This is a genomic window from Ferrovibrio terrae (genome assembly GCF_007197755.1).
GTDB classification, from domain to species: domain Bacteria; phylum Pseudomonadota; class Alphaproteobacteria; order Ferrovibrionales; family Ferrovibrionaceae; genus Ferrovibrio; species Ferrovibrio terrae.
In genome coordinates this window covers 2,135,598-2,161,461 of the sequence record NZ_CP041636.1, presented here as the reverse complement: position 1 = coordinate 2,161,461, position 25,864 = coordinate 2,135,598, and the positions used below count along the sequence as shown (strand labels likewise).

The following is a 25,864-nucleotide window of genomic DNA, read 5'->3' as shown; positions in this document are numbered from 1 at the left end:
TTGGCGATTACTTCGCCAGCGCGTCGAGCTTCTTGCGCAAATCGGCCAGCGACGGCACGCCGGACTCGGCCTTGCCGTTGATGATCAGTGTCGGCGTCGAGTTGACGCCATGCTTCTGGTTGCCTTCCAGGCGCGAATTCAGGATGTAGTCGCCCAGCGCCTTGTCCTGCAGGCACTTCTCGAACTGCTCCGACGAGATGCCGCCGAGACGGCCGATCTGCACCAGCGCGCCCTTGGGGTCGGACGAGCCGGCCCACTGGCGCTGCTGCGCGAACAGCACGTTGAGGAAGGTGTAGTACTTCTCCGGCCCGCCGCAGCGCGCCAGCACCGCGCCGGCAAAGGCCAGCTGGTCGAGCGGGAAGTCGCGGAAGACCAGCTTCGCCTTGCCGGTGTCGATGTATTCCGTCTTCAGCGTCGGCAGCACATCGGCATGGAAGGCCGCGCAATGCGGACAGGTCAGCGAGGCATATTCAACGATGGTGATCGGGGCATCGGCCTTGCCGAGCACCATGTCCTGCAGACGCGGGTCTGCTGCGGCAGGTGCCGTCTGGGCCTGCGCGTGTAGTGCTAAGAAACCACCGAGGACGAACGCCAGGGTCAGGACGAAACGCTGTATATATTTCATGGAGATACTCCGACCCCCTACATGTTGGGGGCATTGTATGGTTGCACGTCCGGCCTGCAACCGGACTCTGCCGTTATCCACAAGAATCTGGCCGACTCAAGGCCAGTCAGCGACTCGCACCGAAAAGTGATCTGCCAAGGCTTTCAAGCACTTGGCGAAGGTCGCGATCTTCGACTCCGGTGAGCAAATCTTCGAGTTTGGCCTGCTCTTCCGTCGTGAGGGGCCGACTGCTGCGTCCCGCTTGGGTCTGCGACTCGGGGCGGTGGATCGGAGTCTGTTTCAGGCGCAGTTTCTCGACCGCGCGAAACCCGAAGTGGCCGTTGATCTTTTCGATGATCAGCGGCGAGAGATGCTGCAGCTCAAGCGCAAACGACGGACTGACCGCGATCTCGAGCGTGGCGGCATGGCCCGCGCCCGAGGCATAGACCATTTTCTCGGGCTGGGTTTCCTTCACCAGCAGCGGCCCGGCGATCTCGCTCCAGCGGTTGATGATCTCGGCCAGCGCGACGCCGCGCTGCTTCATGATCGGCCGCGTCAGCCGACCGAGCGAGACACCGAGTGCTTTTGGCGCATTGGTGCGCTGCGCCGGATCGCGTGGCGGTTTTTTCGGCGCGGTCACGGGACCACGATGCTGCGGATCACATACAGGCCGGCGAACAGCCCCACCACGGCCAGCACGACCGAGCCCAGCACGTAAAGGCCGGCCGCCATCAGCTCGCCGCGTTCGTAGAGCAGTGCGACCTCCAGCGAGAAGGCCGAGAAGGTGGTGAAGCCGCCGAGAATGCCGGTGGTGAGGAACAGCCGCCATTGCTGCGGCAGGCCGCTTTTCAGCGCGAAATACTCGGCCACCAGCCCCATGACGAAAGAGCCGGCGACGTTGACCGCCAGCGTGCCCCACGGGAAATTCGCGCCGAGCAGGCGCAGGGCCGCGACATTCACGCCATGCCGCATGGCCCCGCCGATGCCGGCGCCGAGAAAAACGATCAGGTAGTTCATGCCGCCAGTCTAGCGCAGACCAGCCTGGTAGCCCACTGCCTCGCTGGTGAGCTTCTCATACCGCGCCCCGCGCAGCTGGTAGACATAGGCCTGCCGGGTGCCCTGGCGACCGCCATCGCCAAAGGCCTGCAGCGTGCCGCCGAACAGGTCGCGCCAGCCGCGGATGCTGGCGACGCCACGGGTCAGCTTCGCCATGCTGGTGTCGCCCCCGGCACGGTCCAGCGCCAGCACGGCCAGATCGGCAATGGTGGCACCATAGATCGCGCCGGCATTCGGCTCAGCCCCAAAGCGCGCCTTGTAAGCGTCCATCCAGGCCACCACCTCGGCCGGCGCGGTGGCGCGGTCGGGCAATGCCACCGACGACACGCTGTACAGCCCCTGCGTGGCGCCGCCGGGTGCGCTGGCCAGCAGATAGTCATGCGTGGTGGAGGGCCCGAGGAAATCGACGTCCCAGCCCGAGGTGCGCGCGGCAGCCATCGGCAGGATGGTGTCGCGCAGCAGCGTGGCCAGCACAACGAGGTCGCAGCCGGTATTGCGCAGGCGCTGCACGGGTGCTGAGAAATCCGTGTCGATCGGGCGATGCGTCACCACCGCCTTGATGCTCTGGCCATGCTGCGCCAGCTGGTCCTTCACCGCCTGCTGCACTTCCTCGCCGTAATCGGTGCTCTGCGCCATCACGCAGATCGCCTGCTTGGATTTCGTCTCGACCATCCATTTCACGCCGGCGCGGATCTGGTCGTAATACAGCGAGCCGGAAATCCAGCTGATCGAATCCGGCGCATGCACCAGCTCGCGGCTGGCCGCCATCGGGAACAGGTTGGCCACACCGGCCTGGCGCAGATGCGGCAGCACGGCCTGTACCTGCGAGGTGCCGAGCGAGCCCACGAAAACCTGGGCGCGGTCAAGCTTGAGCAGCTTGCTGGCCGCCTGCACGGCGCGCGGCACCTGGAACTGGTGATCTTCCACCACGAGCTTCAGCTTGCGGCCACGGATGCCGCCGGCGGCATTCACGGCATCGAAACGCAGACGCATCGCATTGACAACGGCATGGCCGTAGACAGCGGCGGGGCCGGACAGGTCGGTGATGGTGCCGACGACGATGTCGGATTTGTCCTGCGCATAGGACGAAACGGGTGCAGCCAGACCGATCAGGGCCGCTGCCAGAAGGATATGCCGCATGAGTTTCTCCCAGTCAGGCGGGGACAAAATGGCGCAGACCGCAGCCCGGATGCAAGCGCATCCGCATGGCAGGGGCTTTCGACGAATGTTACAGTCGCCGCATGCCCAAAGCCCGCACCAATCCACCGGAAATTGCCGCATTGGTGCTGGATTGGTACGACCGGCATCACCGGACCCTGCCGTGGCGCAGCCCGCCCGGCACGCCGCCGCCCGCGCCTTATCGCGTCTGGCTCAGCGAGGTGATGCTGCAGCAGACCACCGTGCCGGCGGTCAAACCCTATTTCGAGAAATTCCTCACCCTGTGGCCCAGCGTGCATGACTTGGCCAACGCACCCGTCGAGCATGTGATGGAGGCCTGGGCCGGGCTTGGCTATTACGCGCGCGCCCGCAACCTGCACAAATGCGCCAAAGCCGTGAGCGAACAGCATGGCGGCATATTCCCGGACAGCGAAGCCGGGCTGCTTGAGTTGCCCGGCATCGGGCCTTATACGGCGGCCGCGATTGCCGCCATCGCTTTCGACGAACCCGCCGCCGTGCTGGACGGCAATATCGAACGCGTGCTGGCGCGGCTGTTCGCCGTCGAAACGCCACTGCCGCAGGCGCGGGTCGAACTGCGCAAACTCGCCGCACAGGTGACGCCGCAACACCGCCCCGGCGATTTCGCGCAAGCCATGATGGATCTCGGCGCGACCGTCTGCACGCCGAAAGGCCCGGACTGTCTGCTCTGCCCGCTGCAGGCGCGCTGTGCAGCCTTCAAACGCGGCATCGCCGAGACATTACCGCGCAAGGCGGCGAAAGCCGCCCGGCCGGTGCGCCATACCATCGCCTTCCTGCTGCAGCGCGCAGACGATGGCGCGGTGCTGCTGCGCCGCCGCCCGCCGGAAGGCCTGCTGGGCGGCATGCTGGAAGTGCCCAGTGCGCCGTGGCGCGACACGCCCTGGACCAGCGGCGACGCGCTCGACCATGCGCCGGCGCAGACCGACTGGCTGATGCTGAATGGCGATGCCGCGCATGTGTTCACGCATTTTGAACTGCGCATCGGCGCCATGCTGGGCCGCGTGGCGGCGCGTGAGGCCGCAAAACTCGACGGCCAGTGGCAGCAGCCGCAGGAGGCGGCTTTGCCCACCGTGATGAAAAAGATGCTCGGGCTTTTGCCGACTGCCGAAATCAGATCGACGAAAAGTCGCCGTGGCGGCCGAGCCCGCTCTTGAAGCGGGCCGCGCCCTTGATGGCTTCCTGCTCGATGATCGGCAGACCGCCCTCGGCCTCATCATGCAGGGCGGCATCCAGCGACATGTCCCACTGGCGATAGCTGGAACTGCGATCAGCCAGCATGCAGGCCTGCGGGAAGCGACTGATTTCCCCGGCCAGCGCTTCCGCCGCAGCACGCGCCTCCCCCCTGGCCACCACGCGATTGGCCAGGCCCATCTGCAAGGCCTCTTCGGCACCGACGGCACGACCCGTCAGGATCATGTCGAGCGCGCGGCTGTGGCCGATCAGGCGCGGCAGACGCACCGTGCCGCCATCGATCAGCGGCACGCCCCAGCGCCGGCAATAGACGCCGAAAGTGGCGTCATTCTCGGCGACGCGCAGGTCGCACCACAAGGCCAGCTCCAGCCCGCCAGCAACGGCAAAACCTGACACCGCTGCGATCACCGGCTTGGACATCATCAGCCGCGTCGGCCCCATCGGACCTTCACCTTCAGGCGAGACATCGTTGCGCTGGTCGCCATCGGCGACGGCTTTCAGATCAGCGCCGGCACAGAAATGCCCGCCCGCGCCCCACAGCACGGCGACCTTGGCGTCGTCATCGGCATCGAAATCCTTGAAGGCCTGGCGCAGCGCGTCAGCGGTCGGACGGTCGACGGCATTGCGCGCCTGCGGGCGGTCGAGAATTACCGTGGTCACCGCGCCGCGTTTTTCGACATGCACCGCCATGGCGCTGCCCTCCCGTGTTGTGTCTGCTTGAGCACAGGCTGACAGCGCCCGGGATACATCGCAAGGGCTGGTCGCAGCCCTTTCATTGCCCCTCCCGTTACGGCAATCTGCGCCGCAATGAACGGCCAATCTAAATATCAGCCGGCTTTCGACGGACGGCGCGCACTGTGGCGCGGCATCGGCCATCTGCTGACGCCGGTGGTGCGCCTGTGGCTGCAGCGCCGCGTGGTGCAGGGCAAGGAAAATGCCGCGCGTCTGGGTGAGCGTTTCGGTCAGTCCGTACGCCCGCGCCCACCCGGCCCGCTGGTCTGGTGTCACGGCGCCAGCGTGGGCGAAGCGCAGGCGCTCCTGCCGCTTTTACAACACCTGCATCGGCAGCGGCCCGACATCACGCTGCTGCTGACCACCGGTACTGTCACTTCGGCCGCGCTGGTCGAGCAGCGGCTCGCCGAGACGGGCATCATTCATCAGTTCATCCCGGTCGACCTGCCCGATGCGGTGGACAGCTTCCTCGATCACTGGCGGCCGGACCTGGTGCTGTGGAGCGAGTCTGATTTCTGGCCCGGCATCCTGAACGAACTGCGGCAGCGCAACATTCCCGCCCTGCTGGCCAATGCGCGGCTGTCGGAACGCTCGGTGTCGCGCTGGCTGCTGGCGCCCAACACCGCGCGCTGGCTGCTGGCGGCCTTCGACACGATCTACGCGCAGACCGGCGGCGATGCCGAACGTCTGCAGCGCCTTGGCGCGCCCCGAGTGCTGGAGGCCGGCAACCTGAAGCAGGCGGCACCGCCGCTGCCCGCCGATGACGCGCTGCTGACCGAGTGGCGCGCGCGACTGGCCGAGCCCCTGCCGACAGGGCGGCCGCTCTGGCTCGCCGCCAGCACGCATCCCGGCGAAGAAGCGCAGATCGTGGCCGCGCACCGGCTGCTGAAACCACAGCTACCCGGCCTGCTGACCATGATCGTGCCGCGCCATCCCGATCGCGGCGCGGCATTGAAGCAGGAGCTGGCAGCGCAAGGCGATCTGCGGATCGCACTGCGCTCGGCCGGCGAACTGCCGGATCAGGACACCGATCTCTATGTCGCCGACACGATGGGCGAACTCGGCCTGTGGTATCGCCTCTGCCCTGTCGTGATGATGGGCGGCTCACTGATCCCGCATGGCGGCCAGAATCCGCTGGAGCCGGCGCGGCTCGGCTGCGCCGTGCTGTTCGGCCCGCAGATGTTCAATTTCAGCGAAGCAACCGCCGGGCTGCTGATGGAGGGCGGCGCGCTGCAGGTGCAGGATGTGCCCGGCATCGCCGACGCCGTGGCCAGCCTGTTACAGGATGACGCACGGCGCGAGGCGATTGCCGCCGCCGGCCAGCGCTTTGCCAGCGCCGAAGACGCGGTGATCGAGCGCCTGAGCCAGGCGGTGCTGGAGCGCCTGCCGGCTATTTAGCGACGCAAGCCCTATTTGATAAAGGGCTTGGCGATATGCGCCACTTCTTCCATCGACGAGCCGAAATGCTGCGGCTTCGACATATCGGTGATCTTCGCATAATTGGCGGCGAAGTCTTCGACCGTCACCTTGGCATCGATGCCGAAGAACATGCCCTGCGATTCCATGACCTGCATCTTGGCATAGAAGCCAGCACCGGCCGAGATGATGTCGCCGGTCGCACCACAGGCTTCCGAGCACAGATACGCCACCGCCTGCGAAACATATTCAGGCTTCAGATGCGGCAGCAGTTCAGGCGACAGCAGCGCTTCGGTCATGCGCGTGGCCGCGACCGGCGCAATGGTGTTGACCAAGATGCCGTATTTGGCGCCTTCCTGCTTCAGCGAGTTCATCAGGCCGACGACCGCCATCTTGGCGCCGGCATAATTCGCCTGGCCGAAATTGCCGTAGAGGCCGGAATTCGACGAGGTCATGACGATTCGACCATACTGCTGCTGCTGCATGATCGGCCAGGCCGCCTTGGTGACATAGGCCGAGCCTAGGAAATGCACGTCGACCACGGTGTCGAAATCGGCGATCTCCATCTTGCCGAAACTCTTGTCGCGCAGGATGCCGGCATTGTTGACCAGGATATCGACGCGGCCGAAGGCATCCATCGCCGTCTTGACGATATTGGCGGCAGACGCCACGTCCGACACGCTGTCATGATTCGCCACGGCCTCGCCGCCCCTGGCCTTGATCTCGGCCACCACCAGGTCGGCTGCCTTGGACGAGCCGCCGGTGCCATCCACGCCACCGCCCAGATCGTTGACCACCACTTTGGCGCCACGCTCCGCCAGCAACAGCGCGTGGCTACGGCCCAGACCCGCGCCGGCTCCGGTGACAATGGCAACGCGGCCCTGAAAATCGATGGCCATGAGGACTCCCCTTCCCGTTCAGATATGTTCGATCAGACCTGGTGCGCCAGCAGCAGGTCGCAGACTTCGCGCACGGCGCCGGCGCCGCCAGCGGTTTCGGTGATATAGGCAGCGGCGTTCTTCACCATCGGCCGTGCATTCGACACGGCTATGGGAAGCCCCACCGCCTCCATCACGTCCATGTCGTTGACGTCGTCGGCGACATGGCAGACTTCGTTGAGGCCGATGCCGAGCTCGGCGCAGATTTCCTTCAGGCGCGGCAGCTTTTCATAGATGCCCATCAGGCCGAAACGGATCTTCAGCCGGTCGATGCGCTTCTGGATGGCTGGCGTGTCGCTGCGGGTGATCAGCGCAACCTCGATGCCGGCATCCTTCACCAGCAGAATCCCGAAGCCGTCCTGCACATGATATTTGCGCAATTCGCTGCCGTCCTCGGCATAGTAAAGCCCGCCATCGGTCAGTGTGCCGTCAAGATCGAGCGACAGCAGCTTCACCGCGCGGAATTTGGCGGCAAGGTCGGCATCGATGGCTGGCAGGCTGAACACGGAGATCCCCCGGCCCCACACGGGGCATGGCTGACGCAGGCGCGCAGATTAGCGGGGAAGCCGGGCGGCGTTCCAGTATCCGGGAGGACGTATCGCTACGTCAGCCGCTCAGTTCTTCGGGTTTTGCGGGATCAGCGGTGTGGGGCGTGAGGACGGCGGCGTGCGCTCCTGCAAGCGCAACTCCTGCTGCCGGCGCTGGTCCTGCCGGTCGGCCTCGATGCGGCGTTCAGCCTGCTGCTGCTGGAAGCGCTGCTCGCGCTCCTGCTCCACCCGGCGGGTTTCGGCCTGGATGCGATCCGCCTCGGTCTGCAGGCCCGGCTGCGCCGAAACCGGCGCCGCCGCGGCAACGCTGAGCAAAGCGCCGGTAATCAGCCATAAGCGAGTCGAGGTGGTGGTGGTCATCTGCCTGCCCTGAAAAACGGTTCGACATGTAAACGCTGCAATTGCCGCAGCGTTCCCTGCTAACGCTTCTTGGGTTTGGGCGGGCCTTTGTCGTCGAGCCAGTAGACGACATGGTCTTCCAGCTCGCCGGCGTCTTTTTCCGAAATGACGCGGCCGGCCGCCGAAATGCCGGCCTGGTGCACGGTCTGGCTGCTGCCGCTTTTCAGCGGATGCCACCAGTACAGGTCCTTGCCCTGCGCCACCAGGCGATAGCCGCAGGTGGCCGGCAGCCAGTTCATCTTCTGCACTTTCGCCGGTGTGAGCTGGATGCAGTCGGGCACGATCTTCTTGCGCTTGGGATAGTTGCTGCACTGGCCGGTGGCGCAGTTCAGCAGCTTGCAGGCCACGTTGGTCTGCTCCAACTCGCCGGTATCCTGGTCCTCCAGGCGGTAAAGGCAGCATTTGCCGCAGCCATCGCACAGCGACTCCCATTCGGAAGGCGTCATCTGGTCGAGGCGCTTGCGGCGCCAGAAGGGCAGGCTGCGGGGCATGGCGGCAGATTACGCCAGGATGGCGCTTCTATAAAGGATTCAGCCGAGCCTTAGCGCTTCCCGATTAACGCTTCTTGGCGGGTTTGCCGTCGTGCTGGCGGATGAAGGCCGTGACGCGCGGGGCGATTTCCTCGCGCCAGCGCCGACCGTTGAACACGCCGTAATGCCCCACGCCGGCCTGCAGGTAGTGGCCGCGCATGGCCTTGGGGATATTCGGACAGAGGTCGTGTGCCGCCATGGTCTGGCCGACGCCGGAGATATCGTCCTTCTCGCCTTCCACCGTCAGCAGCGCGGTCCTGCGGATCGCGGTGCAATCCACCGTCTCGCCGCGCACGGTCATGATGCCGCGCGGCAGGGCATGGTCCTGGAACACGGTCTTCACGGTCTGGAGGTAGTATTCGGCCGGCAGGTCCATCACGGCGAGGTATTCGTCATAGAAATCGGTATGCGCCTTGGCGCTGTCGCCGTCGCCCTTGATCAGGTTATGGAACAGGCGGACATGGGCGCCGACATGGCGATCCAGGTTCATGGTCATGAAACCGGTCAGCTGGATGAAGCCGGGATAGACCGGACGCATGAAACCGGCATGCGGGAAGGGCACGCGATTGATCACGCTGTGCTCGAACCACTCGATGGAATGTTCCTGCGCCAGGTCGTTCGGCACGGTGGGACTGAGGCGGGTATCAATCGGGCCGCCCATCAGCGTCATCGAACGCGGCACATGCGCGTCATTCTCGGCCGACATCAACGCCACGGCGGCCAGCACCGGCACCGAAGGCTGGCACACGCCCATCACATGCGCGCCCGGACCCAGGGCGGCGAAGAATTCGCGGACGTAATCGACGTAATCGTCGAGACTGAACGTGCCTTCGCTCAGCGGCACGTCGCGGGCATCCACCCAGTCGGTGATGTAGACCTCGTGATTAGGCAGCATCGCTTCCACGGTGCCGCGCAGCAGCGTGGCATAATGGCCCGACAGCGGCGCCACGATCAGCAGCTTGGGATCGTTGCGGGCCTCGCAGCCCGCGCGCTGGAAATGCTTGAGCCGGCAGAATGGCAGCACCAGCACGTCATGTTCGGTCACGTCGCACTCGATACCGTCCACCATCGTGGTGGCGAGGCCGAATTCCGGCTTCGGATAGCGGCGGGTGATATTGCTGAACACTTCCAGCCCGGCGGCCAGCGTGCGCGCCGCCGCCGTGTAGTTCATCGGCAGATAGGGCAGTTTCAGCGCTTGGGTCTGCGCCTCGGCGAGGACGCGGAAGGGCTGCAGAGCCGCCTGATGTATTTCGAAGAGCTGGTAGAGCATAGGTCCCACCCTGATGCCGGAGCGCGGCCCAAGTAAGGCGGCCGCATAACAAGGCTCGGACATAACCGTTAGAGAATCGTGGCCGCCCGGCCTGACAGGTCACAGCTTACGCTGCTTCCTCCGTGGCCGCACGATTTATTTTGCACTGCAACATATGCGTGCAGGCGGGTGGAAATCCAGTAATCCCAAGGAATTAGAGGCGCTGGCGGATTCGCTGCGCCATTTGATCCGGCGTCGCATCATGACGGAAATGGGTCAGATACTGCCCTTTTCCATCCATCAGATAGATGAAGCCGGAATGGTCAACCGAGTAGCCGAGGCTGGAATCCTTCAGGGTGACCTTCTGGTAGTAGACGCGGTAGGCCTTGGCGACGGCGGCGATCTGCTCCGGCGTACCGGTCAGGCCGACCAGGCGCTCGTGGAAGGCCTGCACGTAGTCCTTCATCACCGGCGCGGTGTCGCGTTCGGGATCGACGGTGATCAGGATCGGCTGCACTTTGGCTGCATCATTGCCGAGCTGGTCCATCGTCAGTGCAATCGTCTGCAGGCCGGTGGGGCAGATATCGGGGCAGTTGGTGAAGCCGAAATAGACCAGCATCAGCTTGCCGGCATAATCCTTGTCGGTGACGGCCCTGCCGTCCTGGTCGGTCAGACTGAACGGCCCGCCGATGCTGACCACGCCGCTACCGGCATTTTCGTCGCCGCGTTGCGGCAGCAGATAGGGCATGGCGAGATAGCCGACGACGCCGAACAGCGCGACGATGGCGGCCAGAACCAGGCCGCGCTTCAGGCCGCGGGATGCCGCGCTCATGATTTTACCCCGCTTTGGCTATGCTTGGCGCCGGCGGCTGCAGCCGCCGTATCGATGAATGTCGCCAGTTTCACGTCGCGCTCGCTCAGGCCATCCGCATCATGCGTGGTCAGCGTGATCTCGACGCGGTTATAGACATTGAACCATTCGGGATGATGATCGGCCTTGTCGGCCTGGATCGCGACACGCGTCATGAAGCCGAAAGCCGTGTTGAAATCGGCGAAGACGAAAGTCTTCACGATGGCATCGCGGCCTTTGGCCTCCTGCCAGCCGGCCAGCGCCTGCACTGCGGCCTGGCGGGCGGCGCCTTCCAGTTTGGCAATGGCCATGTCATCCTCCTCGGACCCTTCGTTGCTGCGCAAGCTAGCGCGCAGGATACCCCGCTTCAACCACGCCCCAACCGCTTGAGACGTTCTGCCGCATGAGTGATGCCGCCAAATTGATCGCTCCGACGCTGGATGACCTCGCCGCCCTCGGCGAGGCCGAGCTGAAACGCCTGCGTCCGGCGCTGGGCCGCTATATCGACGGCGTGCCGATCCAGGTGGCGGAGTTCCCCGACGACGAGGTGCTGCAGGAGATGGGCTGCGAGACGCCGTTTGACCTGCTGGGGCTATATACCGGCGGCAGCTTCCTGGCCGAACAGCGCGGCGAGACCGGCACGATGCCGGCGATGATCTTCCTCTATCGCCGGCCGCTGCTGGATTACTGGTGCGAGAGCGGCGAATCGTTGCGCCATGTCGTGCGCCATGTGCTGATCCACGAGATTGGCCACCATGTCGGCCTGTCGGACGACGACATGGACCGCATCGAGGCCAGTGTTCCCGACTAAAGCCCAGGCTTACACGGATTACACTTCTGCGGGGGCCAGCAGATGCGCATGGCCGCGCGGCAGCGTGATGATGGCGCGTGTGCCGCGCCCGGGCTCGGATTCGAGCCGCAGCGGCGCGCCATGCAATTCGGCCAGACTGTTGGCCAGCGCCAGTCCCAGCCCGGTGCCGCGTTCGCTGTCTGCCACCATGCCGCTGACCTGGCCGAACGGCGTCATCGCGATCTGCACCTGCTCGGCCGTCATGCCCGGACCGTTGTCGCTGATCACGAAGCGGATATGGCGGTCGCCGGCGTCCGCCGTGATGCTGACCTGACCACCCGGCGGCGAGAATTTCAGCGCATTCGACAGCAGGTTGACCAGCATCTGCTTGATCGCGCGCGAGTCACCAAAGACCGGCGGCAGCTCCTGCGACACATCGACCGCGATCCGCGTGCCGCGGACATGTGACAGGCCCGACACCAGCACCAGGCTGGCGCGCGCCAGTTCATGCGGCGCCAGCAGTTCGCGATGCAGCTCCATGCGGCCGGCCTCGACCTTGGACAGATCGAGCACGTCGTTGATCAGCGACAGCAGATGCTGGCCGCTCTCGCGGATGTCGCGGGCATATTCGGCATATTTGGCATGTCCGAGCGGGCCGAAGATCTGGCGTTCCAGCACTTCACCGAACCCGATCACCGCATTCAGCGGCGTGCGCAGTTCATGGCTGACATGGGCGACGAAATCGCTTTTGACGCGGGCGGCCTGTTCGGCCTGCATCTGGGCTTCTGCGGCGCGGCGCAAAGCCTGCTCCAGCCGGGCGGCCTGCTGCTCGGCACCGCGACGGCCGAGATAGGCTATGCGGCGCTGGCGTTCGTAGATGTAGTTGGAGAAGAAGCCAATCGCGAAGGCCGTGAGCATGATCAGCTGATAGACGATGAAATCCTGCTGTGTCCCCAGACCCACATAAAGATAGGTGGCATCCAGCAGCGCCATCACGACCAGCACCGAGAGGGACGCGCGCAGCGTGCCCATGCGCAGCACGACGAAGATGCCGATGATGATCAGCACCACGCAATCGAGGTAAAGCGGCAGCAGCGGCGGCGGCGCCAGCGCGACGATGCCGATATAGCCGATGCTGACCGACAGCGCACCGACCTGCATCAGCAACTGGTGATGCGGCAGGACGCGCGGCGAGTATGTGGCGCCGAAGGCGATCAGCAGGACGAGGATGCTGGCGGCGCGGATCGCGCTCATCGCCAGCGCATTGGGCGCGAACAGCCAGTCCGTAATGCCGAAGCTGGCGAACAGCACGGCGGCCAGACCGAGCGCCAGCCGTGCATAGACAATCGCGCTCGGCCCCTCCGCCTGCTGGAACTCGCGCTCCTTCGCCGCATCGGCAAAAGCAGTGTCGTACCAGCGCAGGGCGGTCGCAGACGACAGGGCGGACATGTTGGGGGAGGCGGTCATGATGGCGACCGAAAACCTAGTCGTATCAACTCCCTTGTCGCAACTGAGAATCAGGATACGGAACGAGTTTCAACCTATGCGGCGCATCGCACGCCAGAACCTAAGCCGCGAGTAACAGCCGCGGAAGTTCAGACGCTGAGCAGGCGTTCGACGAAAGTCGGCACCACCTGCGTCGCCGGGCCATAAATTTTCTCGGCGAACAGCGAAAAGCCGTCGGAGGGATCGAGATTGAGCTCGACGGTATGGGCCAGGCCGCGCCGGCGCACATCGGCCACGAAACCCGCCGCCGGATAGACCTGCCCCGAGGTGCCGATGGAGACGAACAGGTCGCAGAGCGCCAGCGCGTCGTAAATCGCCTCCATGTAGAGCGGCATTTCGCCGAACCAGACCACATGCGGCCGCAAGCGGCCCGTGATGGCACAGGCGGGACAGGTGGTGGCGAGATCGAGATCCTCGCGCCATGCCAGCACGCTGCCGCAGGCCTCGCAACGGATCTTCAGCAGCTCGCCATGCATATGCATCAGCCTGGCTGAGCCGGCGCGCTCATGCAGGTCATCGACATTCTGCGTCACCAGCAGGACGTCGCCGTCGAATTTCTGCTCAAGTTCGGCAAGGGCGACATGCGCCGCATTGCACGAGGCCTCGACCAGATTCCTGCGCCGCGCATTGTAGAAGTCGTGCACCAGCTCAGGATTGCGCGCAAAGCCTTCCGGCGTCGCCACCTCGTTCAGATCGTATTTGGTCCAGAGGCCGTCCTTGTCACGGAAAGTGCCAAGCCCGGACTCGGCCGAGATGCCGGCGCCGGTGAGGATGACGATCGACTTAAAACGTCGCGTCACCCGGCCCAACTACTCTGCACCGTAGGCCGCCGCTTCCGCCTTGTCCCAGTCGCCGTGATCCTGATCCCAGGCCTCGGCCTCATCCGCCATCCAGTCATGCTCGGCATCCTCGGCGAGGCCGCCATCCAGGCGATAGACCTGCTCCGGCGTATAGATCGCGCCCGATGAGGACAGGAAGCTGGAATAAAGCGTGAAGCGGTCGCAGCGAGTGCGCGGCCCGGCATAGAGCGCGTGATGGCTCAAGTATGCACCAATGCGGTCGAACGGCGCGTTGTTCAGCCGCGCCAGCGTGACATGCGGGGCAAACTTGCGACGATCGGGTGCAATGCCGGAGCGCAGCACGGCATTGTCGACCTTTTCCTGCAGGCGGTTGAGCGCAGCATTCGGCCGCACGCCGACCCAGAGCGAATTGGCCTTGCGCCTGTCGCCGAAGGTACCGACGCTGAACAGTTCGAGGTCGAAATCCGGCATGATGATAGTGGAGAGCGCATCCGACACCGTGCGAGCGGTGCGGCCATCGACTTCGCCGATGAAGCGAAGCGTGAGGTGAAACTGGTCGGGATTGACCCAGCGCGCGCCAGGGACGCCGGCGCAGAGTGCGGCCAGCGACTGGCGAATCTCATCAGGGAAACTCAGGGCGACGAACAAGCGGATCATGGCTGGGGCCTCCGCTGAAAGTGACCTTGCGGCCCGGAACGAGCGCCCTATTCAGGCACTCGGGTTCGGATATTCGCGGTGAATCGCTTCGATCCCGTCCAGCACCTCCTGCGGCAGTTTCACGTTGAGGCTGTCGATATCGGCCTTCAGCTGTTCGAGGCTGGTGGCACCGATGATGTTGCTGGCCACGAAGGGCCGCGTATTCACGAAGGCCAGCGCCATCTGCGACGGATCGAGGCCGTGCTGCTGCGCCAGCGCCACATATTTCTCCGTCGCCTTGTCGACGCGCGGATTGCTGTAGCGGGTGAACCGGGTGAACAGCGTGAGCCGCGCGCCCGCAGGCTTGGCGCCGCCGAGATACTTGCCGCTCAGCACGCCCATGGCGAGCGGCGAATAGGCCAGCAGGCCGACCTCTTCCATCCTGGTGACCTCGGACAGCGAGGCTTCATACCAGCGATTGAGCAGGCTGTACGGGTTCTGGATCGACACGATGCGTGGGCGCGCTGTATGGGCGTCGGCATCCTTGAGATGCTGCATCACGCCCCAGGCGGTTTCGTTCGACACGCCCATGGTGCGGATCTTGCCGGCCTTCACCAGCTCGCCCATCGCATCCAGCGTTTCGGCGATGGCGATCGAGGCCTCGTCGTTCCACGGATATTCGGCGCGGCCGAAATTGACGGTCAGGCGATCCGGCCAATGCGTCTGGTAGAGATCGATATAGTCGGTCTGCAGCCGCTTCAGGCTTTTGTCGACGGCTTCGAAAATCTGCTTGCGGCTCAGATTCGGCGGCTGCTTGTCGTCGCGCAGCCAGTCGAACTCGCCGCGCGGGCCGCCACCGCGCCCGGCCACCTTGGTGGCCAGCACGATCTTGTCGCGATCCTTGCGCTTTTTCAGCCAGGTGCCGATGTAGCTTTCAGTGCGGCCCTGCGTTTCCGCCTTGGGCGGCACCGGATACATCTCGGCTGCGTCGATGAAATTGATGCCGTGGTCCAGCGCATAATCCAGCTGGGCATGCGCCTCGGCCTCGGTGTTCTGTTCGCCCCAGGTCATGGTCCCAAGACAGATCAGGCTGACCTGAATGTCGGTGCGGCCTAAACGACGGAACTCCATGACAAAACTCCCAACCCGGTACTGGCGCCAAAAAGCCGCCCAGCTGTTTCGGCGGCAAGCCTATTTTGTCGGCCAGACTCGGCTTTTACAACAACGAATTGAGGGTCACTGCCCCAGGAACCGCAAAATGTGGGGGAGCGTGCGATCCACCATGATGGCAACACCGTCCCGCGTGGGGTGGATCCCGTCGCCGAGATTCAGCTTGGCATCGCCAGCCACGCCCTCGAGGAAGAAGGGGTAGAGCGGCACGCCATGCTTGGCGGCCAGATCCGGATAGATGCTGTTGAAGCGACGGCCGTAATCGACCCCCAGATTGGGTGCCGCCAGCATGCCCATCAGCAGGACCGGCAGGTTGGCCTGTTTCAGTTTGGCGAGGATGCTGTCCAGATTGGCGCGCGCCTGTTCAGGTGCCAGTCCTCGCAACATGTCGTTGGCGCCCAGTTCGACAATCACATGGGTCGGCTTGTCGGCCAGCGCCCAGTCGAGCCGCGACGCGGCAGCCGCCGTAGTATCACCCGAGACGCCGGCATTCATCACCGCGACATTGACGCCCTTCGCCTTGAGCGCCTTTTCAAGCTGGGCCGGATAAGAAGCATCGGGCGGCAAACTGTAACCCGCCACCAGGCTGTCGCCGAACACCAGCAGGCGGCTCGGCGCCTGATTCTGCGCCTGAACAGGCGTTGCCGCTGACAACAGCGTGATCAGCATCACCCCAAGCAGGGCTGCGACATTGTGACAGCGCCGGAAAAACCCATATCTTTCGTATAACTTCACAATCTGCCTTCCTGACGGGGACCTGACCACCGATGGCGTCATCCAGCGCGAACCCGCCCACTCAAGCCGAGCGCGAGCCCATCGTTCGCCTGAACCCCATTGTTCAACTGAACGATGTCCACCTCACTCTCGCCAGCACGGCCGGGCCGGTCAATATCCTGCGCGGCATTGACCTGGATGTGATGCCGGGCGAACGCATTGGCATTGTCGGCCCTTCGGGATCTGGCAAATCCACCCTGCTGGCGGTGCTGGCCGGGCTGGAACGCGTGACCAGCGGCAAGGTTCAGGTCGCCGGCGGCGATCTGAATGCGCTGAATGAAGACAAGCTGGCGCTATGGCGCCGCAGCCGCGTCGGCATCGTGTTCCAGAGTTTCCACCTGATCCCGACCATGACGGCGCTGGAAAACGTCGCCGTTCCGCTGGAACTGGCAGGCGCGCGTGATGCCATCGACCGCGCCCGCGCAGCGCTGGCGCAGGTGGGACTGGCGAAGCGCGAAACGCATTATCCGGCGCAGCTTTCGGGGGGCGAGCAGCAGCGCGTGGCGCTGGCCCGTGCCGTGGCGCCGCATCCGGCCTTGCTGCTGGCCGATGAGCCGACCGGCAACCTGGATGGCAGCACTGGCCATGCCATTATCGATCTGATGTTCGGCGAGGCCGCCAAGCTGAACTCGACGCTGATCCTGATCACGCATGACGAAAACCTGGCCGCGCTCTGCGACCGCGTGGTGCGGATCGAGGACGGCAAGGTGAAAGCAATTGAAACCAGTCCCAATACTGCTTCCCGGCAGCAGGCGGCCGACTGATGCTGTCCCTGCGTTTCTCGCTTCGTGAGCTGCGCGGCGGCCTGCGCGGCTTCCGCCTGTTCGTTGCCTGTCTCGGCCTCGGCGTCGCGGTGATTGCCGGCATCGGCACGCTGGGCGCATCCATCGTGGCCGGCCTGGAACGCGATGGCCGCAGCCTGCTCGGCGGCGATATCGAATTCCGCCTGATCCACCGCCCTACCACGCCGCAGGAACAGGCCTTCCTCGAAAGTCAGGGCCAAGTGGCGCAGGCCGTGCAGATGCGCGCCATGGCGCATGCCATCCGCAGCGACCAGCGCACGCTGGTGGAATTGAAGGCCGTCGACAGCGCCTATCCGCTCTATGGTCACATCGATCTGGAACAGCCGGGAAATATCCACGACCTGCTGGCGGTGAAGAACGGCGTGGCCGGCGTGGCCGTCGATCCGCAGACGCTGATCCGGCTGGATGCCGCCATCGGCGACAGGCTGAGCATCGGTGAAGCCGAATTTGAAATCCGCACGGTCATCGCACGCGAACCCGACCGCGCCACCGAGGGACTGACTCTTGGCCCGCGCGTCATGATCGCCACCAGTGCGCTGGGCGCCACGAAACTGGTGCAGCCCGGCACCATGGCCTATTGGCATTACAGCGTGAAGCTGACCTCGGGCCTGACCGCACCGCAGGTTCAGGAGATCGCCAAGCGCGACTTCGCCGAGTCCGGCTGGCGCATGCGTGACTGGAAGGAAGGCAGCCCCGGCGTGCGGCGCTTCCTCGATCGTGCCGGACTGTTCCTCGTACTGGTCGGCCTGACCGCGCTGCTGATCGGCGGCGTCGGCGTCGCCAATGCCGTGCATGCTCACTTGAGCGGCAAGACGCCGACCATCGCCACGCTGAAATCGCTCGGCGCGACATCAGGACTCATCTTCCGTGTCTATCTGTGGCAGACGCTGCTGCTCGCCGTCTTCGGTATCGGCATCGGGCTCGTCGCGGGCGCCGCACTGCCCAATCTCGCCGCCGGCGCGCTGGCCCAGGTGCTGCCGCTGCCACTCGTGCCGGGCGTCTACTGGCAGCCACTCGCGCTGGCGGCGGCTTACGGCCTGCTGGTGGCGCTGGCCTTCACCATCTGGCCGCTGGCGCGCGCCGCCGAAATACGCCCGGCCGCCCTGTATCGCGATCTGGTCGCGCCCGGTCGCCGTCTGCCCCGCCCCGGCTATGTGATCGCGACACTGGCGCTGTTTGTTGCGCTGGCCGCCCTCGCCATCCTCGGCACCGAGGAGCGCCGCTTCGCCTCGGCCTTCGTCTTCGCCGCCATCATTGCCTTTGTGCTGTTCCGTGTGATCGCGGCCGGCGTGGCAAAAGTGGCCCGCCACATCCGCCCGCGCGACGTGCGGCTGAAACTGGCCTTTGCCAGCCTGCACCGGCCGGGTGCGGCCACCGCCGCGTTGCTGCTGTCGCTCGGGGTGTCGCTCACGCTGCTGGTGGCGATCACGCTGGTGGAAAGCAACCTGCATGCCCAGGTGGAGGAACGCCTGCCAGACGAAGCGCCGGCTTTCTTCTTTGTCGATATCCAGAACAACCAGATGGACGACTTCCGCGCCACCGTGCTCGGCTCGCCCGGGGCGCGCGATCTGGAAACCGTGCCCAACCTGCGCGGCCGCATCACGCAGGTGAAGGGTGTGCCCTCGGCGCAGATCGACGTGGCGGCCGAGCAGCGCTGGGTGCTGCAGGGCGATCGCGGCCTGACCTATGCGCGCGACCTGCCGGCCGGCTCGAAGCTGACCGCCGGGCAATGGTGGCCGCGCGACTATAACGGCCCGCCGCTGATCTCCATCGAGGAGAAGGCCGCGCAGGGGCTTAATGTCGGCATCGGCGACAAGCTGACGGTGAATGTACTGGGCCGCGACATCGAGGCCGAGGTCGCCAGCATCCGCCAGCTCGACTGGAGTTCGATGGGTATCAACTTCGTGCTGGTCTTCTCGCCCGGCCTGCTGGAACGCGCACCGCACACCTTCCTCGCCACCGTGAAAGCCAGCCCGGCGGCGGAACTTAACCTGTTCCGCATCGTGACGCAGAAATTCCCCGGCATCTCGGTCGTGCGCATGAAAGACGTGCTGACCGAACTGAACAGCATCGTGCTCAAGCTCGGCGCCGCCGTACGTGGCGCGGCGGCGATCACGCTGGTCGCCGGCCTGATCGTGCTGGCCGGTGCGCTGGCCGCCGAACATCGCCGCCGCCTGAAGGAAGGCGCGATCCTGAAAGCGCTGGGGGCTACACGCCGCGACATCATCCTGGCGCATGTGATCGAATACGGCACTGTCGGTCTGGTCGGCGCGGCGCTCGCCTTCCTGCTCGGCTGGGCGGCGGCCTGGGCGATGGTGACGGTGATGATGAATGCGCAATTCTACTTCGCACCTGGCGTGGCCGCGGCAACGGCACTGGGCGGTGTCGCGGCCACGCTGCTGCTCGGTCTGGCCGGTGCCTGGCAGGCGTTGGCCGCGAAACCCGCACCGCTGCTGCGCACTGTATGATGGCACAGCCAGAGCAGATCATCGGCATCTACGAACGCAAGGCGGGCGAATTCGACACCCGCCGCAGCCGCGCGCTGTTCGAGCGTAGCTGGCTGGAGCGTTTCGCCGCTTTGCTGCCCGCGAAGGCTGCCGTACTGGATCTCGGCTGCGGTCATGCGGAGCCGATCGCGGCCTGGCTGATCGCGCAGGGTTTCGGCGTCACCGGCATCGATACCGCGCCGACTTTACTCACACTCTGTCGCCAGCGCTTCCCCGCGCATGACTGGATCGAGGCCGACATGCGCGGCCTTGCGCTGCAGCGCAGCTTCAACGGCATTGTCGCCTGGGACAGCTTCTTCCATCTCACCTATGACGACCAGCGCGCCATGTTCGAGACTTTCCGCCGCCATGCCGCGCCCGATGCCGCATTGATGTTCACCAGCGGGCCGGCGCATGGCGAAGCCACCGGCGACCATGCCGGCGAGGCGCTGTATCATGCCAGCCTCGCGCCCGAAGAATATCGCCTGCTACTGGCGGAAGCCGGTTTTACCGTCGTGGCGCATAAAGCGAATGACGCCGACTGCGCCGGCCATACCGTCTGGCTGGCGCAGCGAAAGGCTTAAGTCAGCGCGCCAAAGTCAGCCGCGCCGCGAGGCCGGCGACACCGCAGGCGGCAACGATCATGCCCATGCCCAGCGCCGGGCTGGCCGCCAGCAGGCCGACAAGGCCGCTGGTCACCGCACCCAGGCCGAATTGCAGCGTGCCGATCAATGCCGCGGCCGAACCGGCGCGATGTGCTTCGGCGGCCATGGCGCTCGCACCGGCATTGGGCAGCACGGCACCCAGGCTGGTGATGTAGAGAAACAGCGGCAGCCAGACGCCCCAGATGCCGCCAATGGAAAAGCCCGTGCAGACCAGCAGCAGCAAACCGGCCGAGGCCATGACAAAGAGCGCGACGATCAGCACTTCGTCCAGCGTGAAGCGCCGCAGCAGCGCGCGGTTGACCTGCGAGAAGCCGATGATGCCGACCGCATTGATGCCGAACACCCAACCGAAGGCCTGCGGCGACAGATGGAAGAGATCGATGAACACGAAGGGCGAGGCCGCGATATAGGAGAACAGCCCGCCCAGGCCGAAACCGGAGGCCAGCGCGTAGCCCATATAGCGCCGCGTGGTGAGCAGGTCGGCATAGACACGCAAGGCCGAGCCGAGGGTCAGCCGCATGTCGGGCTGGGGCCCGCGGGTTTCGCGCAGCCACAGCCTTGCCGCGATCATCACCAGCGTGGCGATGCCGGCCATCAGCCAGAAGATCGCGTGCCAGTCGAACACCGCCAGGATGTAGCCGCCGATCAGCGGCGCCAGGATCGGCGCCACGCCGGTGACCAGCATCAGCAGCGACATCACCCGCGCGCCTTCGCGCGGCTCGAACAGGTCGCGCACCATGGCGCGCGAGATCACCATGCCGGCGCAGGAGCCGAAAGCCTGCACGAAGCGCGCGGCGATCAGGCTGTCGATGGTGGGCGCCAGTGCGCAGGCGATGGAAGCGGCGATGAACAGCAGGTTGCCGACCAGCAGCGGTCCGCGCCGGCCATACCGATCGCTGAGCGGCCCGAGAACCAGCTGGCCGATGGCGAGGCCGAGAAAAAACACCGAGAGCGTCCGCTGCACGCCGCCTGAATCGGTGGCGAGCGTGCGCTCCAGCGCCGGCAGGCCCGGCAAATACATGTCGACCGCCAGCGGCGTGAAGGCGCTGAGCGCCCCCAGAATCAGGGTCAGACGCCAGAGTGAGGGCGCACTGGCCGTTGGATTGCTCGGGGTTGCGGTCATAAGAACCTGAAAAATTGGCGGTTTTCCGCCATCACGTCGGGGCGTCGTCTTTGTACGCCGCGCCCTGCCGCCTGACGAGGGCCGGACTCACAAAATCTGCAGCAGCCCAGTTTGGCGGCAAATCCCCCATCCGGATGAAAAATCTCCGTCACCTGAATGACTTATAAAGAAATTTTATGCAGGGTTTATTCTTGAATTTCACCCCGGCACTGACAATATGCTGGGAACAACATTTGTCTGAGGAGGCAAACCTATGGCGACCCCGTTCAATCAGCCGCGCTTTGGCTACGGCACCACCACGATCGATCGTGCCGTGGTGGATCAGGCCCTGCGCAGCTACATGCTGCGGGTCTACAACTACATGGGCTCGGGCCTGGCGCTGAGCGCCATCGTCGCCCTCGTGGTTTCGCAGTCTCCCGCCCTGATGAGCACCCTCTTCACCGGCGGCATGTCCTTCGTGGTCATGCTGGCTCCGCTTGGCATCCTGCTGGTGATGAGCTTCGGCGCCAACAAGATGTCGGCCGCCGCAGTGCAGGGCCTTTACTGGGCCTTCACCGCCACGATGGGCCTGTCGATCTCGACCATCTTCATGGTCTACACCGGCACGTCGATCCTGCGCATCTTCTTCATCACCGCGGCGATGTTCGGCGCGATGAGCCTGTGGGGCTACACCACCAAGCGCGACCTGACCGGCATGGGCACGTTCCTGTTCATGGGCGTGATCGGTCTGGTGATCGCCAGCGTGGTGAACATCTTCCTGGGCTCGACCGTGCTGCAGTTCGCGATCTCGGCGATCACCGTCCTGGTCTTCACCGGCCTGACCGCCTTCGACACGCAGCGCATCAAGTCTGAGTTCTACGAGGGCGATGCCTCGGATATCCAGACCAAGCAGGCGGTGTTCGGCGCGACCTCGCTGTACCTGAACTTCCTGAACATCTTCATGGCCCTGCTCAGCCTGTTCGGCCAGAAGAACGAGTGATCCCGGCTAAAACCCGGTTTCCAAAGAGCTCCGGCAGGTAACTGCCGGGGCTTTTTTTGTGCAGTGCCGAACCACGCCTGAACCATTCGCTTCCCCCGTGACAAGCCCAAGCCGGCAGCCGTAAGCTGAAATCATCTGCTTACGAACAAGGATTGCCGGCCCCATGAAACTTGTCCTCGCGATGGTGAAGCACGAAACCAATACGTTTTCGCCGCTCGTCACAGATTTCGCCCGCTTCGAGGCCTGGGGGCTGTACACGGGCCAGGCCGCCATCGACGCCTATGGCAAGACCAACATGCCGCTCGGCGTCTATCTCAACCTCGCCAGGGAATACGGCGCCGAGGTCGTACTGCCGATGGCCGCGGAAGCCATGCCGAGCGGACCGGTCACGGCCGACGCCTACAAGCGGCTGACCGATCCGATCCTGGAGGCGGTGCGCGCCGGCTGCGATGGCTGCCTGCTCGACCTGCATGGCGCCATGGCGGTGGAAGGCCTGGAAGACGGCGAAGGCACGCTGCTGGAAAACATCCGCAAGATCGCGCCCGACCTGCCGATTGCCGTCACGCTCGACCTGCATTGCAACCTGACGCCCAAGATGGTGAACAACTGCACGGCGCTGATCGGCTACAAGACCTATCCCCATGTCGACATGGACGTGGTGGCCGGCCAGGTCGGCCGCGTGGTGATGGATTTCCTGGCCGGCAAGCGGGCCAAACCGGCGATGGCCTTGCGCCAGCTGCCGCTGCTGTCGCAGACGCTGTGCCAGGGCACGGATGACGAGCCGATGAAATCGGCGATCCAGGCCTGCGTGGATGAGGAAGCCAAAGGCCTGCCCTGCGCCAGTGTGTTCGGCGGTTTTGCCATGGCCGACATCACGGAAGCCGGCACCACGGTGATCACCGTCGGCAACGACCAGAAGCAGGCCGATACCGCCGCCGATGCGATCGCTGCCAAGGTGTGGGACAAGCGCGATCTGCATATCTACCAGCATCGCGACCTCGGCGACACGGTGGCCAAGGCCAAGCAGACCGGTGCGAAAAATCTCGGCGGCCCGGTGATCCTGCTGGATCACGCCGACAACTGCGGCTCGGGCGGCACGCAGGATGTGATGATGGTGATCGCCGAAGTGCTGAAGCAGGGTCTGGAAGACGTCGCCGTCGGCGCGGTCTGGGATCCGGCGGCGGTCGAGGCGATGCAGAAGGCCGGCGTCGGCGCGACCGTGACGCTCGATCTCGGCGGCAAGAGCGACATGCCGTCGCTGAAACTGAAGGGCAAGCCGCTGAAAGTCACCGGCAAGGTCAAGACGCTGACCGACGGCGAATGGATCGTGCGTGGCCCGATGTATACGGGCTACAAGGTGATGATGGGCCCCACAGCCGTATTGGAAGTCGACGGCCGGATGCAGATCGTGATCGTGTCGCGGCATCACGAGCCCTGGGATACCGGCGTGTTCCGCTCGGTCGGCATTGAGCCTGAGCACAAGAAATTCCTGCTGCTGAAATCGCGCATCCATTATCGCGCCGGTTTCGCACCGCTGGCCAAAGCGACGTTTACGCTGGATGGCGAAGGCGTCACGACGTCGGACAACAGCATCATCCCCTACCGGAACGTGCGCCGGCCGATCTATCCGCTCGACAAGATCAACGACTGGCAGGACGCCGCGAAATAACATGCTGAAAGACCGCTGGGGCCTCGAGATTGCCACCGACAACCCGGCCTGCATCGAAGGCCTGAACACCTTCGACACCAGCTTCCTGACTTACGGCACCACGGCAGCCGCCGTGTGGGAGGCGGCGCGCGCCGACCCGGCCTGCGTGATCGCGCAGGCCAAGGCGGCGGCGCTGGAGATGTTCCTGCAGACCGGAGAGTCGGTCACCAAGGCCCGGCCCTGGCTGCGCAATGCTGAACCGCATCTGGCGCGTGCCACCGAACGCGAGCGGCTGTGGCATGCGCAGGTGTCTGCCTGGGTGGCCAATGACGCCGAGACAGCGATCCGGCTGACCGAAGATATCGCCACACGCTGGCCGCAGGACCTGGCCGCCGTGAAGATGACGCAGTTCCATATGTTCCATGTCGGCGACCTCGCCGGGATGCTGCGCATCGCGCAGGCCGCCCTGCCGCATCATCGCGATGCGGCCGAGATGCATGGCATGCTGGCGTTTGGCCTGGAGGAAATGAACCGGCTGGACGAGGCCGAAGCCGCCGCGCGGCAGGCGATCGCGCTGAAGCGCTGCGAACCATGGGCGCATCATGCGCTGGCGCATGTGATGGAAACGCAGGGCCGCTGCGCCGAGGGTCTGGAGACCATGCTCGGCTTTTCCGATTGCTGGGCCGAGAAGAATTCCTTCATGCGCAGCCACAACTGGTGGCATGCCGCGCTGTTCGCGATCGACGCCGACCGGCCCGAAGACGCGCTCCGCCTCTATGACGAACAGGTCTGGGGGGTGTGGAAGGACTACAGCCAGGACCAGGTGAATGCCGTGGCTTTGCTGGCGCGGCTGGAATTCGCCGGTCTCGAGATCGGCAACCGCTGGCAGGATGTCGCGGACTATATCGAGAAGCGCGGGCCCGAGCATGTCGAGCCTTTCCTGGATGCGCATTACCTGCTGGCGCTCAGCCGCGCCGGACGAGATGCTGCTGCCAAGGAATTGCTCCGCAGCCTGCGCAATCACGTCGCCAGCCAGCCTGAGCAGCTGACGACGCAGATCTGGCGCCTGGTCGGTCTGCCGCTGGCCGAGGGGGTTGTGGCCTACGGTCGCGGCGAGTGGCGACAGGTATACGAAAAATTACCTTCGGCACTGGAGGGCCTGCAGCAGATCGGCGGCAGCCATGCGCAACGCGATCTGTTCTGGCAGGTGTGGCTGCAGGCCGGTGCGAAAGCAGGCGAGAAAGCCGCGATAAAGCCGCATCTGGAGCGTCGTTTGCAGGATCGGCCAAACGTCGCGAAACATCGTCGCGAGCTCGTCACGCTCCTGCAGGTATAAACTTCCCGTAAACCGACACAGCGTCGCAGGCAAAATATCGCCCATTGCCGATTGCATGCGAGAGGCGCAACGTGAACGCGATGCAGCCGGTGATTCGCCAAGCTATGCGACGGACCGGTTTGCAGCACATTGCATAGGGATGGACCCTGATGTTGACCCGCGTGAAAATGATTGCCGCTGCTTTCGCAATGGCCGGCTTCCTGGCTGGCACCGTTGCTCCTGCTTTCGCCCCGGCCGCGCAGGCCGCCGGCCAGACGCAGAGCGCCAAGCCGGCCAAGAAGGCCGAGAAAAAGGCTGCTGCGCCCGCCAAGAAAAAGACTGGCGAGAAGAAGGCTGCTGCCAAGCCGGCCGCCAAGAAGGCCAAGAAGGTCTGATCACCAGTTGACCGTTTGATCAGGACTGATTTCTGGTCCGGGCCTCCGCTGATTGGCGGGGGCC

At 64.8% G+C, this 25,864-nt stretch carries 28 protein-coding genes; 10 read left to right on the top strand and 18 right to left on the bottom strand.

Going from position 1 to position 25,864, the window contains the following annotated elements; all coding sequences use genetic code 11:
- Nucleotides 1-7 precede the first annotated feature (7 nt).
- From FNB15_RS10540 to FNB15_RS10525, 4 genes are all read right to left on the bottom strand, one after another.
- On the bottom strand, nucleotides 8-625 hold the full coding sequence (locus FNB15_RS10540) for a DsbA family protein (RefSeq protein ID WP_144068662.1): 618 nt from the start codon (nucleotides 623-625) through the stop codon (nucleotides 8-10).
- Between the two features lie 106 nt (nucleotides 626-731).
- A complete protein-coding gene (locus FNB15_RS10535; RefSeq protein WP_144068661.1) occupies nucleotides 732-1,244 on the bottom strand; it encodes a DUF721 domain-containing protein in 513 nt (170 codons plus the stop codon).
- Nucleotides 1,241-1,621, bottom strand: coding sequence for a fluoride efflux transporter CrcB (gene crcB / locus FNB15_RS10530; protein WP_144068660.1), 381 nt, complete (start codon nucleotides 1,619-1,621; stop codon nucleotides 1,241-1,243). The genes FNB15_RS10535 and crcB overlap by 4 nt, the downstream gene beginning before the upstream one ends.
- A 9-nt stretch (nucleotides 1,622-1,630) precedes the next feature.
- A complete protein-coding gene (locus FNB15_RS10525; RefSeq protein ID WP_185973516.1) occupies nucleotides 1,631-2,800 on the bottom strand; it encodes an ABC transporter substrate-binding protein in 1,170 nt (389 codons plus the stop codon).
- 101 nt (nucleotides 2,801-2,901) lie between these two features.
- Here FNB15_RS10525 and mutY point away from each other — a divergent pair, with 101 nt between their 5' ends.
- Nucleotides 2,902-4,011: an A/G-specific adenine glycosylase gene (gene mutY / locus FNB15_RS10520; RefSeq protein WP_144068658.1), complete on the top strand. Its 1,110-nt coding sequence runs from the start codon at nucleotides 2,902-2,904 to the stop codon at nucleotides 4,009-4,011.
- Here mutY and FNB15_RS10515 read toward each other — a convergent pair.
- Nucleotides 3,968-4,738, bottom strand: coding sequence for a crotonase/enoyl-CoA hydratase family protein (locus FNB15_RS10515; RefSeq protein ID WP_144068657.1), 771 nt, complete (start codon nucleotides 4,736-4,738; stop codon nucleotides 3,968-3,970). The genes mutY and FNB15_RS10515 overlap by 44 nt on opposite strands.
- Nucleotides 4,739-4,855: 117 nt before the next feature.
- Between FNB15_RS10515 and FNB15_RS10510 the strand changes: the two genes are divergently transcribed.
- A complete protein-coding gene (locus FNB15_RS10510; RefSeq protein ID WP_144068656.1) occupies nucleotides 4,856-6,178 on the top strand; it encodes a 3-deoxy-D-manno-octulosonic acid transferase in 1,323 nt (440 codons plus the stop codon).
- Between the two features lie 11 nt (nucleotides 6,179-6,189).
- Here FNB15_RS10510 and FNB15_RS10505 read toward each other — a convergent pair whose 3' ends face one another.
- The 7 genes from FNB15_RS10505 to FNB15_RS10475 form a co-directional block, all read right to left on the bottom strand.
- Entirely contained in the window at nucleotides 6,190-7,095 is a 906-nt protein-coding gene (locus FNB15_RS10505) for an SDR family oxidoreductase (protein WP_144068655.1), read from the bottom strand.
- Nucleotides 7,096-7,127: 32 nt separating this feature from the next.
- Nucleotides 7,128-7,640 carry a KdsC family phosphatase gene (locus FNB15_RS10500; protein ID WP_185973515.1) on the bottom strand — a complete coding sequence of 171 codons (513 nt, stop codon included), beginning with the start codon at nucleotides 7,638-7,640 and terminating at the stop codon, nucleotides 7,128-7,130.
- Nucleotides 7,641-7,748: 108 nt separating this feature from the next.
- On the bottom strand, nucleotides 7,749-8,042 hold the full coding sequence (locus FNB15_RS10495) for a hypothetical protein (RefSeq protein ID WP_144068653.1): 294 nt from the start codon (nucleotides 8,040-8,042) through the stop codon (nucleotides 7,749-7,751).
- Between the two features lie 59 nt (nucleotides 8,043-8,101).
- A complete protein-coding gene (locus tag FNB15_RS10490; protein WP_144068652.1) occupies nucleotides 8,102-8,572 on the bottom strand; it encodes a YcgN family cysteine cluster protein in 471 nt (156 codons plus the stop codon).
- A gap of 64 nt (nucleotides 8,573-8,636) precedes the next feature.
- Nucleotides 8,637-9,881 carry a polyhydroxyalkanoate depolymerase gene (locus tag FNB15_RS10485; RefSeq protein WP_144068651.1) on the bottom strand — a complete coding sequence of 415 codons (1,245 nt, stop codon included), beginning with the start codon at nucleotides 9,879-9,881 and terminating at the stop codon, nucleotides 8,637-8,639.
- A gap of 193 nt (nucleotides 9,882-10,074) precedes the next feature.
- Nucleotides 10,075-10,692: an SCO family protein gene (locus FNB15_RS10480; RefSeq protein ID WP_144068650.1), complete on the bottom strand. Its 618-nt coding sequence runs from the start codon at nucleotides 10,690-10,692 to the stop codon at nucleotides 10,075-10,077.
- The gene (locus tag FNB15_RS10475) at nucleotides 10,689-11,021 is read right to left on the bottom strand and encodes a 4a-hydroxytetrahydrobiopterin dehydratase (RefSeq protein ID WP_144068649.1); all 333 of its coding nucleotides are present in this window, start codon (nucleotides 11,019-11,021) and stop codon (nucleotides 10,689-10,691) included. Before FNB15_RS10475 ends, FNB15_RS10480 begins: the two co-directional genes overlap by 4 nt.
- 92 nt (nucleotides 11,022-11,113) lie before the next feature.
- Here FNB15_RS10475 and FNB15_RS10470 point away from each other — a divergent pair, with 92 nt between their 5' ends.
- The gene (locus tag FNB15_RS10470) at nucleotides 11,114-11,521 is read left to right on the top strand and encodes a metallopeptidase family protein (protein ID WP_144068648.1); all 408 of its coding nucleotides are present in this window, start codon (nucleotides 11,114-11,116) and stop codon (nucleotides 11,519-11,521) included.
- A gap of 18 nt (nucleotides 11,522-11,539) precedes the next feature.
- Here FNB15_RS10470 and FNB15_RS10465 read toward each other — a convergent pair whose 3' ends face one another.
- From FNB15_RS10465 to FNB15_RS10445, 5 genes are all read right to left on the bottom strand, one after another.
- The gene (locus FNB15_RS10465; RefSeq protein ID WP_144068647.1) at nucleotides 11,540-12,967 is read right to left on the bottom strand and encodes a sensor histidine kinase; all 1,428 of its coding nucleotides are present in this window, start codon (nucleotides 12,965-12,967) and stop codon (nucleotides 11,540-11,542) included.
- 128 nt (nucleotides 12,968-13,095) lie between these two features.
- A complete protein-coding gene (cobB, locus tag FNB15_RS10460) occupies nucleotides 13,096-13,806 on the bottom strand; it encodes a Sir2 family NAD+-dependent deacetylase (RefSeq protein ID WP_144068646.1) in 711 nt (236 codons plus the stop codon).
- A gap of 9 nt (nucleotides 13,807-13,815) precedes the next feature.
- The gene (gene thpR, locus FNB15_RS10455) at nucleotides 13,816-14,463 is read right to left on the bottom strand and encodes an RNA 2',3'-cyclic phosphodiesterase (RefSeq protein ID WP_144068645.1); all 648 of its coding nucleotides are present in this window, start codon (nucleotides 14,461-14,463) and stop codon (nucleotides 13,816-13,818) included.
- Between the two features lie 51 nt (nucleotides 14,464-14,514).
- A complete protein-coding gene (locus FNB15_RS10450) occupies nucleotides 14,515-15,573 on the bottom strand; it encodes an NADP(H)-dependent aldo-keto reductase (protein ID WP_144068644.1) in 1,059 nt (352 codons plus the stop codon).
- A gap of 105 nt (nucleotides 15,574-15,678) precedes the next feature.
- Nucleotides 15,679-16,281 (bottom strand): arylesterase, encoded by a 603-nt coding sequence (locus FNB15_RS10445; RefSeq protein ID WP_246068659.1) that lies wholly within the window; start codon nucleotides 16,279-16,281, stop codon nucleotides 15,679-15,681.
- 98 nt (nucleotides 16,282-16,379) lie between these two features.
- Between FNB15_RS10445 and FNB15_RS10440 the strand changes: the two genes are divergently transcribed.
- Genes FNB15_RS10440 through FNB15_RS10430 form a run of 3 tightly spaced genes read left to right on the top strand, consistent with a single transcriptional unit; the run spans nucleotide 16,380 to nucleotide 20,259 of the window.
- A complete protein-coding gene (locus FNB15_RS10440; protein WP_144068642.1) occupies nucleotides 16,380-17,150 on the top strand; it encodes an ABC transporter ATP-binding protein in 771 nt (256 codons plus the stop codon).
- On the top strand, nucleotides 17,150-19,657 hold the full coding sequence (locus FNB15_RS10435) for an ABC transporter permease (protein WP_144068641.1): 2,508 nt from the start codon (nucleotides 17,150-17,152) through the stop codon (nucleotides 19,655-19,657). Before FNB15_RS10440 ends, FNB15_RS10435 begins: the two co-directional genes overlap by 1 nt.
- Entirely contained in the window at nucleotides 19,654-20,259 is a 606-nt protein-coding gene (locus FNB15_RS10430) for a class I SAM-dependent DNA methyltransferase (RefSeq protein WP_221932629.1), read from the top strand. Before FNB15_RS10435 ends, FNB15_RS10430 begins: the two co-directional genes overlap by 4 nt.
- A 1-nt stretch (nucleotide 20,260) precedes the next feature.
- Here the strand turns inward: FNB15_RS10430 and FNB15_RS10425 are convergent, their stop codons facing one another.
- Entirely contained in the window at nucleotides 20,261-21,463 is a 1,203-nt protein-coding gene (locus tag FNB15_RS10425) for a Bcr/CflA family multidrug efflux MFS transporter (protein ID WP_144068640.1), read from the bottom strand.
- Between the two features lie 253 nt (nucleotides 21,464-21,716).
- On the opposite strand from FNB15_RS10425, the gene FNB15_RS10420 reads away from it, so the two are divergent.
- From FNB15_RS10420 to FNB15_RS10405, 4 genes are all read left to right on the top strand, one after another.
- Nucleotides 21,717-22,442: a Bax inhibitor-1/YccA family protein gene (locus FNB15_RS10420; protein WP_144068639.1), complete on the top strand. Its 726-nt coding sequence runs from the start codon at nucleotides 21,717-21,719 to the stop codon at nucleotides 22,440-22,442.
- A gap of 163 nt (nucleotides 22,443-22,605) precedes the next feature.
- Nucleotides 22,606-24,111, top strand: coding sequence for a M81 family metallopeptidase (locus FNB15_RS10415; RefSeq protein WP_144068638.1), 1,506 nt, complete (start codon nucleotides 22,606-22,608; stop codon nucleotides 24,109-24,111).
- A gap of 1 nt (nucleotide 24,112) precedes the next feature.
- Nucleotides 24,113-25,426: a tetratricopeptide repeat protein gene (locus tag FNB15_RS10410; protein WP_144068637.1), complete on the top strand. Its 1,314-nt coding sequence runs from the start codon at nucleotides 24,113-24,115 to the stop codon at nucleotides 25,424-25,426.
- Between the two features lie 149 nt (nucleotides 25,427-25,575).
- The gene (locus FNB15_RS10405) at nucleotides 25,576-25,800 is read left to right on the top strand and encodes a hypothetical protein (RefSeq protein ID WP_144068636.1); all 225 of its coding nucleotides are present in this window, start codon (nucleotides 25,576-25,578) and stop codon (nucleotides 25,798-25,800) included.
- Nucleotides 25,801-25,864: the final 64 nt, after the last annotated feature.

Coding starts and splice junctions, on each gene's coding strand:
- FNB15_RS10540 (WP_144068662.1), bottom strand. CDS start 625: ATGAAATATATACAGCGTTTCGTCCTGACCCTGGCGTTCGTCCTCGGT.
- crcB (WP_144068660.1), bottom strand. CDS start 1,621: ATGAACTACCTGATCGTTTTTCTCGGCGCCGGCATCGGCGGGGCCATG.
- FNB15_RS10525 (WP_185973516.1), bottom strand. CDS start 2,800: ATGCGGCATATCCTTCTGGCAGCGGCCCTGATCGGTCTGGCTGCACCC.
- mutY (WP_144068658.1), top strand. CDS start 2,902: ATGCCCAAAGCCCGCACCAATCCACCGGAAATTGCCGCATTGGTGCTG.
- FNB15_RS10515 (WP_144068657.1), bottom strand. CDS start 4,738: ATGGCGGTGCATGTCGAAAAACGCGGCGCGGTGACCACGGTAATTCTC.
- FNB15_RS10510 (WP_144068656.1), top strand. CDS start 4,856: ATGAACGGCCAATCTAAATATCAGCCGGCTTTCGACGGACGGCGCGCA.
- FNB15_RS10505 (WP_144068655.1), bottom strand. CDS start 7,095: ATGGCCATCGATTTTCAGGGCCGCGTTGCCATTGTCACCGGAGCCGGC.
- FNB15_RS10495 (WP_144068653.1), bottom strand. CDS start 8,042: ATGACCACCACCACCTCGACTCGCTTATGGCTGATTACCGGCGCTTTG.
- FNB15_RS10490 (WP_144068652.1), bottom strand. CDS start 8,572: ATGCCCCGCAGCCTGCCCTTCTGGCGCCGCAAGCGCCTCGACCAGATG.
- FNB15_RS10485 (WP_144068651.1), bottom strand. CDS start 9,881: ATGCTCTACCAGCTCTTCGAAATACATCAGGCGGCTCTGCAGCCCTTC.
- FNB15_RS10480 (WP_144068650.1), bottom strand. CDS start 10,692: ATGAGCGCGGCATCCCGCGGCCTGAAGCGCGGCCTGGTTCTGGCCGCC.
- FNB15_RS10475 (WP_144068649.1), bottom strand. CDS start 11,021: ATGGCCATTGCCAAACTGGAAGGCGCCGCCCGCCAGGCCGCAGTGCAG.
- FNB15_RS10470 (WP_144068648.1), top strand. CDS start 11,114: ATGAGTGATGCCGCCAAATTGATCGCTCCGACGCTGGATGACCTCGCC.
- FNB15_RS10465 (WP_144068647.1), bottom strand. CDS start 12,967: ATGACCGCCTCCCCCAACATGTCCGCCCTGTCGTCTGCGACCGCCCTG.
- thpR (WP_144068645.1), bottom strand. CDS start 14,463: ATGATCCGCTTGTTCGTCGCCCTGAGTTTCCCTGATGAGATTCGCCAG.
- FNB15_RS10450 (WP_144068644.1), bottom strand. CDS start 15,573: ATGGAGTTCCGTCGTTTAGGCCGCACCGACATTCAGGTCAGCCTGATC.
- FNB15_RS10445 (WP_246068659.1), bottom strand. CDS start 16,281: ATGCTGATCACGCTGTTGTCAGCGGCAACGCCTGTTCAGGCGCAGAAT.
- FNB15_RS10440 (WP_144068642.1), top strand. CDS start 16,380: ATGGCGTCATCCAGCGCGAACCCGCCCACTCAAGCCGAGCGCGAGCCC.
- FNB15_RS10435 (WP_144068641.1), top strand. CDS start 17,150: ATGCTGTCCCTGCGTTTCTCGCTTCGTGAGCTGCGCGGCGGCCTGCGC.
- FNB15_RS10430 (WP_221932629.1), top strand. CDS start 19,654: ATGATGGCACAGCCAGAGCAGATCATCGGCATCTACGAACGCAAGGCG.
- FNB15_RS10425 (WP_144068640.1), bottom strand. CDS start 21,463: ATGACCGCAACCCCGAGCAATCCAACGGCCAGTGCGCCCTCACTCTGG.
- FNB15_RS10420 (WP_144068639.1), top strand. CDS start 21,717: ATGGCGACCCCGTTCAATCAGCCGCGCTTTGGCTACGGCACCACCACG.
- FNB15_RS10415 (WP_144068638.1), top strand. CDS start 22,606: ATGAAACTTGTCCTCGCGATGGTGAAGCACGAAACCAATACGTTTTCG.
- FNB15_RS10410 (WP_144068637.1), top strand. CDS start 24,113: ATGCTGAAAGACCGCTGGGGCCTCGAGATTGCCACCGACAACCCGGCC.
- FNB15_RS10405 (WP_144068636.1), top strand. CDS start 25,576: ATGTTGACCCGCGTGAAAATGATTGCCGCTGCTTTCGCAATGGCCGGC.